This is a genomic window from Paraglaciecola sp., from assembly GCF_051252315.1.
GTDB lineage: Bacteria > Pseudomonadota > Gammaproteobacteria > Enterobacterales > Alteromonadaceae > Paraglaciecola.
Window position 1 is genome coordinate 1 of the sequence record NZ_JBPOFP010000148.1, and the last position, 9364, is coordinate 9364.

The 9364-nt window shown below is 39.3% G+C and carries 6 protein-coding genes; 3 read left to right on the plus strand and 3 right to left on the minus strand.

Features of this window, described 5'->3' with window-relative positions; all coding sequences use genetic code 11:
* On the minus strand, positions 1-2425 hold a 2425-nt coding region (locus ACSHXM_RS19445), incomplete at its 3' end, for a TonB-dependent receptor plug domain-containing protein (protein ID WP_435691638.1).
* A 355-nt stretch (positions 2426-2780) separates the two neighbouring features.
* Between ACSHXM_RS19445 and ACSHXM_RS19450 the strand changes: the two genes are divergently transcribed.
* Complete coding sequence (locus tag ACSHXM_RS19450) at positions 2781-4604, plus strand: arylsulfatase (protein ID WP_435691640.1); 1824 nt, start codon at positions 2781-2783, stop codon at positions 4602-4604.
* 120 nt (positions 4605-4724) lie between these two features.
* Here ACSHXM_RS19450 and ACSHXM_RS19455 read toward each other — a convergent pair whose 3' ends face one another.
* Positions 4725-5432, minus strand: a complete 708-nt coding sequence (locus tag ACSHXM_RS19455) for a response regulator (protein ID WP_435691648.1) — start codon at positions 5430-5432, stop codon at positions 4725-4727.
* 187 nt (positions 5433-5619) lie between these two features.
* Between ACSHXM_RS19455 and ACSHXM_RS19460 the strand changes: the two genes are divergently transcribed.
* Together ACSHXM_RS19460 and recA are read left to right on the plus strand one after the other, a co-directional pair.
* The gene (locus ACSHXM_RS19460; RefSeq protein WP_435691642.1) at positions 5620-6105 is read left to right on the plus strand and encodes a CinA family protein; all 486 of its coding nucleotides are present in this window, start codon (positions 5620-5622) and stop codon (positions 6103-6105) included.
* Positions 6106-6252: 147 nt separating this feature from the next.
* Complete coding sequence (recA, locus tag ACSHXM_RS19465; protein WP_435691644.1) at positions 6253-7275, plus strand: recombinase RecA; 1023 nt, start codon at positions 6253-6255, stop codon at positions 7273-7275.
* Positions 7276-7393: 118 nt separating this feature from the next.
* Here recA and ACSHXM_RS19470 read toward each other — a convergent pair.
* Positions 7394-9364: EAL domain-containing protein (locus ACSHXM_RS19470; RefSeq protein ID WP_435691646.1), on the minus strand; the 1971-nt coding region annotated here is incomplete at its 5' end.

Below are 9364 nucleotides of genomic sequence, written 5' to 3' on the forward strand. Positions count from 1 at the left end.
AGCTAGGTAATACGTGGCTATAAGAGGTGGACGCTTCGCCAGCAATATTGCCATTATTACTAAAGGCAATGTCCTCAGCTTTTAAGTAACAACCTAACGATTTAGTAATCTCTTGAGGTGGTGCCTCTGGATCTTCACTTTCTTCTCTGTCTTTACATATGAGTAAAGTATCATCCATACTTGGGTACGCTTCACCGCCGCTACTATATACCTCTGTTTCGACGTAGCGTATACCTAAGTTACCGCTTAGTTGCTTACCGAATAGTGTGAAATCGTCGCCACCAAAATCAATTTGTACATAGGCGGCTTTGCTTTCTTCTGATATATCAATCATTTCTACTGGTGTGAAACAGCCACCGTCTACTTCAATTGAGCGATTACCTAAACCTGAACAAATAGGCTCCCATGCACTCGTTGGTGCTCCAATAGTGCTAGCTCCCATAGTATTACGCCAGTTTTGCATAGCAACGGGGTCTGGCACTACAAATAAATTCATACCATCGGCAGTAGTAAAGTCACCATAGGTTGATTCCCATTCTTTTATTTCCCATGATTGAGGGAAGCCATTGAATGTATAAGGATTACCATTGAACTCACCCGTTGTAGGTGCGCTATCAAGGTTATAAAAAGGAGCGGTGTTATCTGACCAGGTATTGACTACACTGGCCCAGTTAAAGCCATTGTTTACTTGTTGTTCGCGGTCGGCATAACGTACACCGAATTTTACCCTTTCAACTACTTCATTGTAGACATCAAACACTATGTCAGCACGTGCTGCCAACTCAGTGCCTTCACTGTCTCCGTACATATCCATAATATTATCTAGGCGATAACTATTAGGGTTTGCGTAAATACCTTGGCCTGAATCAAGCAAATTCACATTGGTTGGTTCATGGAATACGAGTTTTATTTCATCGCCAGTCAAATCAACATCTGGATCTGTGTAGCTAGATAAGGTTGTTGTAAGGCTATACCAATCTTCTGTTGATTCAACGTACTGCAGGTCAAAATTGGTATGTATTTCGTCAGTAAGATGCCACTTAAAGTTAAGGCCGTAGTCTTCTGTTATATTATTTCGGGTAGAAAAACCACCGTTTGTTGTCATGCCAGTTCCCGTGTAATCAACGGGGTCACATCCTGCCCAAGCTCCTGCACAGTTATTAAGTAGGGCTTGGCCTTCAGAGTTCATTGCTCTTAGTGCGGAAGCTGCGTTATCTTTACCCCTCCATGTAGAAGGCGCTACTAAACGACCTGTTTGAAAAAAACCTCTTTCGTCAAAAGTGAAGGGGTCTGTCCCATCAGCGGCAGCAGGAATTTTGTCGCTGCCATCGCCTGTAGGTGTTGCTTCTAACAGTAAACTTTTTTGAAAGAAGGGGTTTCCTAAACCTGCAGAAATACCGCTTTGCGCTCTATCTTGGTCTTTTTCAGAACGGTTATATTGCAATGTTACCAGCTTATCAGCTTCGTTACTTTGCCACTGAGCAGCAAGTGACGCACCGAGACGTGTTCTTGAATATAAATCATCACTGGCGTTAAAGTTGTCAGGAATATAATGAAGTTCATCTTCATTATCACCATAAACACCGCGGTATTTAATCATTCGACTTACACGTGAGGTTTGTGCCGTAGCGTCGACTTTGGAATAAGCCATATTGGCCATAAAACCAAATTCACCTACATCGGTATTCATACGAGTAGTGTAAATACCTGAAATTTCAGGTGTTGTGGACTCTGATAAGTCGCTATAGTTTCCACGAACGGTTAATACCTTGTAATCGTTTTCACTATCAAACGGCAAACGAGTTTTTAAGTTGATTAAACCGGCAATTCCGCCTTCTATTAGCTCAGCTGTTTGGCTTTTATATACATCGACTCCGCCCATTAATTCAGGTGATACATCACCCCAACTGAGACCTCGACTAGAGTTGGCGCTAAAAGAATCACGGCCGTTAAATTCACTTCGAACAAAACCTAGACCACGAACAAGAACGCCTGATGGTTCAACAGAGAATGCTTTGGTATCGGTACGAGAACCAAACCTTTCTACGGTAATACCAGGCACACGTTGTAGTGCTTCGGCTACAGATTTATCAGGGAAATCACCGATATCTTCAGCGGTTATTGAGTCAATAACCGTATTTGCATGACGTTTTAAATGTTGCGCAGCCGAGATGTTTGAGCGCATGCCTTTTACTTCAATAACTTCTGTTTCGTCAGTTTCTTTAGCGTCTTTATTGTCAGTTTCTTGAGAGTAGGTGATCCCTGAGTATGCTGTGCAAAGTGCACTCATAATCAGTAATGATGATCGTGATTTTTTAAATATAATATTTAATGGTTTTTTCTTAGTATGTGGTTTCACCGCTATTTCCTTCATTTCAGAATTTGGCTTGTTGCACTTGCCTAGCGGGTAACTGTTTAAGTGCATACCTATTTTTCTTAAATCTGTGATTGCATACTTGCAATTCAAAGTGCGAGTGTGAAATTTTCAGTGCTGAAATTTTCGCCTACTAAAATAAAGCAGAAGCATGCTGAGAAGATGTGAAACTGTATTGAACTTTACTTAAAAGGTCTCAATGTTTGAATTTGCGACAACTTGATACAATATTATTAATTTATTGTTAAATTGGTGTGTTGTTTTTGGGTGTAAGAAGGGCAGGGGGATTGTGACGATTGTATCAAGGTGTCGTAATCGAATACTCTGATACAGCTAGTGAAATATTCATTGAACCTCAATATAGCTTGTATGTTTTAATAACTAAAAATTAACAATTGGCCCGTTTGTGAAATATTCTACGATTTATTTATTTTTCTTATTTGTTGCTTTAGCAACGGCTCTTCATTCTCCTGCCATCTTTGCTGGATCTAAGGTGACTTTGCCCAATATCGTGCTCATTGTGACGGATGATCAAGGCTGGGGTGACCTGAGTTTTAACGGCAACCCGGTTTTACAAACCCCACATATTGATAGTTTAGCTATTCAAGGCGTGAGTTTTGAGCGATTTTACGTTAATCCTGTGTGTTCATCTACAAGAGCGGCTTTAATGACAGGTCGTTATTATGCGCGTACTGGTGTTTTTTCTGTGACCCGTGGGGGCGAAAAAATGCGTGAAAGCGAGATTACCCTAGCAGAAATGTTAAAAGAAAAAGGCTACCGTACAGGCTTGTTTGGTAAATGGCATAACGGTTCCCAGTATCCACATGACCCTAATGGACAAGGGTTTGATGAGTCATTCGGTGTAGTCGACGGACATCAAACCTTATATTTTGATCCCATGTTAGTTGCCAATGGTAAGCCATACCAAGGCAAAGGTTATATAGCCGATATCACTACAAATGCTGCTATTCAGTTTATTCAAAACGCCAAGTCCCAGCCGTTTTTTGCGTATATCCCCTTTAATACTCCTCATAGTCCTTTTGAAGTTCCGCAAAAATATTTTGATAAATATAAAAAAATGGGCCAGTCCGATTTAAATGCCTCAGTGTATGGCATGATGGAAAATGTTGACGATAACGTGGGACGAATTTTAGCTAAGGTAAAGGAGTTAAACTTAGCCCAAGATACTATTGTGCTTTATATGTCAGATAATGGCCCTGCTTTTCCCAATAAAACACCTAGGTTTAATGGTGGGCTAAAAGGCAGTAAAGGCAAGGTAGATGAAGGTGGAGTTCGGTCACCATTTTTTGTGCATTGGCCGAATAAAATAACCGGCGGCAGAACCATTTCTACGATCGCTCAGCACATAGATGTAGTACCTACATTAATGTCTATTGTTGGCGGCGAATTACCTACTGATAGGAAGATTGATGGTGTGGATATTTCTCCATTGCTTTTTGACACTTTAGGTGAAAAGCCGTGGCCTAAAAGAAGTCTTTTTGTGAATCAATTTAAAAATATTAGAAAGGTAGATGAACAAGCCATTAATGCAGCTCCAGGTGCAGTACGGACGCAAGATTGGTTGGCGACTTATCAAAGGAACGGTAAGTGGGATCTTTATAATATGCAAACCGATGAGTTGCAAAAGTTCGATTTGAGCAAAAAGCATCCGCTAATTTTGACTGAACTTAAAAAACAATATTTTGAATTTTTTAAGGATGTAACCCAAGTGAAGTATGAATTTATTCCCACTGAGGTTGGTCATGAAGGTTATGACACAGTTAATTTTCCTGCTCATGACAGTTTAATTAAAGGCGATGATGTGGCTTATGCTCATGAGTGGGGGTGGTCTCACGACTGGATAAGCCTAACTCATAGCGATAACACTGGAGAAATTAATTGGCCAGCAAAAGTGGTGACTAAAGGGAAGTATCGAGTGTCACTTAAATATGCTGCGGAGTCATTTGTAAAGGTCACAGGACAAATAAGAATGTTAGGCCAATCCTACCCAATATCCATCACCTTAGATAAATATTCCACTCAGATAGACAAAGGTAATAGACTTTATTATACCAACGAAGCGCCAGAACTCACGTGGGCAACTATGACCTTAGGAGTGTTTGAACTCACACCCAGTAGCGCCGAAATTGGATTAGAACTTAACTCTGTTTTGATGGAGGACATTCAAAACAAGTTATTGATTAAAGGTGTAGAGATTACAAAGTTATAAAATGTTGGGTAATAATTTTACCTCGGCGAGAGCTTTTTTCCTTTATCGAACCGTCAGATCAGGATGGGGGCAAATTAGAGCAAGCTAAAAATGCCCATTGTGATTGACCTAGAATTCGGGTTAACTATTTTCTACTGGTGAGGTTAATACGTAACCTCCGCCCCACACTGTTTTAATGATTTTGGGCTCACTTGGATCTATTTCGACTTTTCGCCTTAAGCGGCTAATTAGGTTATCGATACTCCTGTCAAAGGCTTTTGCTTCACGGCCATGGGTTAGATCTAATAGTTGATCTCTGGTTAAAACAATTTGTGGACGTTGCAAAAATGCTTGGAGTAATCTGAATTCGGCAGCACTTAATGCAATGGCTAAATTATCTTGGCCTACTAATTCTCTTTGATGAACATCAAGTCGCCAACAGTCAAAAGTTGTGGAAGATATTTCTTTATCTAGTTGGTTGGTTTGGGTAGGTTCACTGTGACTGCGTCTAAGCACGGCTTTTAATCTGGCTAACAACACTCTTGGATTAAAAGGTTTTGATATGTAATCGTCGGCACCCATTTCGAGGCCAACTATTTTGTCGGAATCATCGGATAGAGCAGTAAGTAAAATGACTGGGATTTTATATTTATCCTGTACATATCGGCACAAGGTTAATCCGTCTTCACCAGGCATCATTATATCAAGCAAAATAAGATCAATTGCGCCTGTTTCAAGGACTGCACGCATGGTTTTTCCATCTACAGCTGTGCTGATCCGCAAACCATGGTCGCTTAAATAACGTTTAAGTGATTGAATAATATCAGGGTTATCATCAACAATAAGCACGTGGGTCAAAACATTGTTCTCCTAAAACAGCACACATCTACACTATAACCAATTGTTCCGCTTTTTAAGATTATTATCCAAATATTAATGTATCAAGTTGTCGCAGAAACAAATGCTTGGTGGCTTTGATATAAAAAATTTTCAACGGCATAATAATAATATCTAAAACAAAATGAGCCGTTACCCAATGAACGAAGATATTCACTACCTGGCAAAAATGTTAGGTGAAAAATTACTTGATAAAGATTGGACGATCAGCTGTGCCGAGTCTTGCACGGGTGGGGGAATCGGCTATGCCATCACTTGCATAGCAGGCAGTTCTGCTTGGTTTAATCGAGGCTTTATTACTTATTCTAATGAAGCTAAACAATCCTTGTTGGATGTTAAAGCCGATACATTGAATACTTACGGGGCTGTATCTGAGCAAACTGTTGCCGAAATGGCTGTGGGAGCGGCAACTAAAGCACAGTCCAATATTAGCATTTCGGTTAGTGGTATTGCGGGACCGGATGGTGGAACAATAGATAAACCTGTAGGTACTGTATGGTTTGGTTTCTTTTTTAATGGTGAAGTGATTAAAATTAAGCAACATTTTAATGGTAATAGGGATGCTGTTAGGATCAAAGCAATAGAATTTTCTCTATCTAACATTTTGAAATTGTTAAGAAAATAGTACTTAAGGCCTTATTGACAAAAGAAAATTTTAAAATCCCACTTGCAACTGTATAACCATACAGTATACTTCTGCCATAACTACTGTATGACTGAGTTGTTTGCCATGTAGCTAAACACTCTATTAATTACCACAAAGGACATTCCTATGGATGACAATAAAAGCAAGGCACTTAGTGCAGCCTTAGGCCAAATCGAAAAACAATTTGGTAAAGGTTCTATCATGAAATTAGGTGATAACAAGACGATGGATGTAGAAACTATTTCTACAGGGTCTTTGATGCTGGATGTTGCTCTAGGTGCGGGTGGATTTCCAATGGGCAGGATTGTTGAGATATACGGTCCTGAATCCAGTGGTAAAACAACGCTTACTTTAGAAGTGATTGCAGAAGCACAACGTAACGGTAAAGTTTGTGCCTTTGTGGATGCCGAACATGCTTTAGATCCTATTTATGCGGCTAAGTTAGGCGTAGATGTAAATGAATTATTAGTGTCTCAACCTGATACTGGTGAACAAGCGTTGGAAATTTGTGACATGTTAACCCGTTCAGGTGCGGTTGACGTGATAGTTGTGGATTCGGTAGCAGCCCTAACACCTAAAGCTGAAATTGAAGGTGACATGGGGGATTCTCATATGGGCCTTCAAGCTCGTATGTTGTCACAAGCTATGCGTAAATTGACTGGTAATTTGAAGCAGTCGAACACTATGATGATTTTCATCAACCAAATTAGAATGAAGATTGGGGTGATGTTTGGCTCTCCTGAAACCACTACAGGTGGTAATGCACTTAAGTTTTACGCTTCTGTTCGTGTAGATATTCGTCGTATTGGTGCTGTGAAAGAAGGCGATGAGATTGTTGGTAACGAAACTCGCGTTAAAGTCGTCAAAAATAAAATTGCCCCACCATTTAAACAGGCTGAATTCCAAATTATGTATGGTCAAGGTATTAACCGCGATGGTGAGTTGATTGATTTGGGTGTTAAACATGGCATGGTGAATAAAGCAGGTGCTTGGTACAGCTACGGTGATGATCGAATTGGTCAAGGTAAAGCTAATGCAACTAAGTATTTAAAGGAGCATCCTGAAACTCGTGATGAGTTAAATAAAAGGTTAAGGGATATGTTGCTTACTTCAACTGTTGAGCCAGAAGAAACAGAAAAAGAAAGCTAAAATAATTAACGGTATAGTTTCTATGGCTATACCGTTTTGCCCTACTAAAACCTAGGTAAACTAAGCAGTTAGGGAGAAATAGCACTATTTAAGAGGCGCAGCCTATCCAGAATTCGGGTTAATTAGGCTTTTCATAACTTGCATACCATTGAATAAGGTCATCGGCTTTTAGTGGCCGAGATAAGTAGTATCCTTGAGCATAATCACAGTTGAACTTATTGAGCAGATCTAGGCTAGGCCTATTCTCAACACCCTCTGCAATCACCCTTAAACCTAATTTATGACCAAGTGAAATAGTAGATGAAACTATATCTTGATCGGCTTGGTTTTGATCTAAGGTTAAAATAAAACACTTATCAATTTTTAATTCATCTACGGGCAAGTTTTTCAATTTTGCCAACGAAGATTGGCCAATCCCATAGTCATCTACCGATATTTCAAACCCTAATGACTTTAGATGAGTGAGTCTGGAAATGACTAACTGTTCATTCTCGGCTAAATCTCTTTCGGTCAATTCTAGCGTGATCTGTGTAGGTGATACTCCATAATCTTTTATTGTATCTAATAGGTAATCTACGAATAAGCTATCTTGTATATCTTGGGCAGACAAATTAATTGATACGGTAAAGTTATGTCCATTTTTATTCCACACTGAAATCTGTTTTACCACATGTAATATTACCCAGCGGGTAAGGGTAACAATGAGTCCTGCTTGTTCAGCTAGCCCTACAAATAACTCTGGATTAACGAAATCCCCCTTTTTGTTTATCCAGCGGATCAAGGCTTCTACTTTATCAACTTGATTAGTTCTAATATTTAATTTAGGTTGATAATTTAAAAATAGCGGCCCTTCTTTCGACTCTAATGCGAGTTTAAGTTCTTCTATAAGATTTAATTTATATAGATAGGCCTCATCTTCACCATCTTGATAGTATCGAACAACACTATGTTCTGCATCAGCAGCTGTAACGGCCATGGAAACGCGTCGAATTAGACGCTCTGCATCCGTTCCATGTTGAATTGAATTTGTTAGGCCATAATAAAGGTGTAGGTTAATCTCTATTTCATTTACAGAATAAGACTGTTCAAGACTAGCTTGCAAAGATTCAATAAGTTCGCTGATAAGTTCTATATTATTGATAGTTATTGAAAGTAAAAATTGGTCGGAGCCTATGCGTGCGGCAGCACCTTGGGCTTTATGTTGAGTGTTTAGCTGATTTATATATTGAGTAAGACGTGCAGCTATTTCCTTGAGTATTGCATCGCCATTTGAGATACCTATTGTGTCATTTAAGCTTTTAAACCCTTTGATATTGAATGCCACTAGCACTAGGTGTTTTTGTTGAACAAGTGAATTTGAAATTTGGCTTAGTATGGTGTTGCGATTATACAGGCCCGTCAAAATATCGTGTTCAGCTTGAAAGGTAATTTCAGCTTCTCTATGTTCAATGGCTGAGCCCATTACAGAAAAACCTTGGTATAACTCGGAAAATTCTATCGGTAGGTTTTGCTTTAATTTAGGGACTTTTAGTTTTCCGCCAGCAATTTTTTCGGTTAGACCCATTAATATATTAAGTGGATTTGAAACCCTGTGTGACAACATTCTAGAAAGTGCAATGGCAACAACAATAATAATCAGGCCAATTAATATAGTTGCACTGATTAAGCGATTTAGATCTCTATTAATATTTACGAGAGAGGAAGATAGAATTGCGGTGACTTCTGAAGAATCAGCGAACTTCACCGACTGATGATAATAGTCTGAATTTGAGAATAACAAATTGGCTGACTGACTAAAGGAGTCGACGAGTGACAAGGAATCCAATTTTTGAGGTTCAAAACTAGAATTCAAAATGTGATTGTTAAGCATTAATGTCACATCAAGTGCAATTAACTCTTTCAGCTCTAGTAAGGTTTTGCGATCAAATTCAAAGCCTACTATAGCGTAAGCAATTACCCTAGGTGCCTTCACCGGTACAATGATCACCTGAAAAACTTTGTTATCGATACTGAGTATTTGGGCGTGCACATCCTTTAAAGGTAAGTCAGCAATACTTGAATCTAATAACTCAGTCGCGAAATTATGTTC

Coding starts and splice junctions, on each gene's coding strand:
- ACSHXM_RS19460 (WP_435691642.1), top strand. CDS start 5,620: ATGAACGAAGATATTCACTACCTGGCAAAAATGTTAGGTGAAAAATTA.
- recA (WP_435691644.1), top strand. CDS start 6,253: ATGGATGACAATAAAAGCAAGGCACTTAGTGCAGCCTTAGGCCAAATC.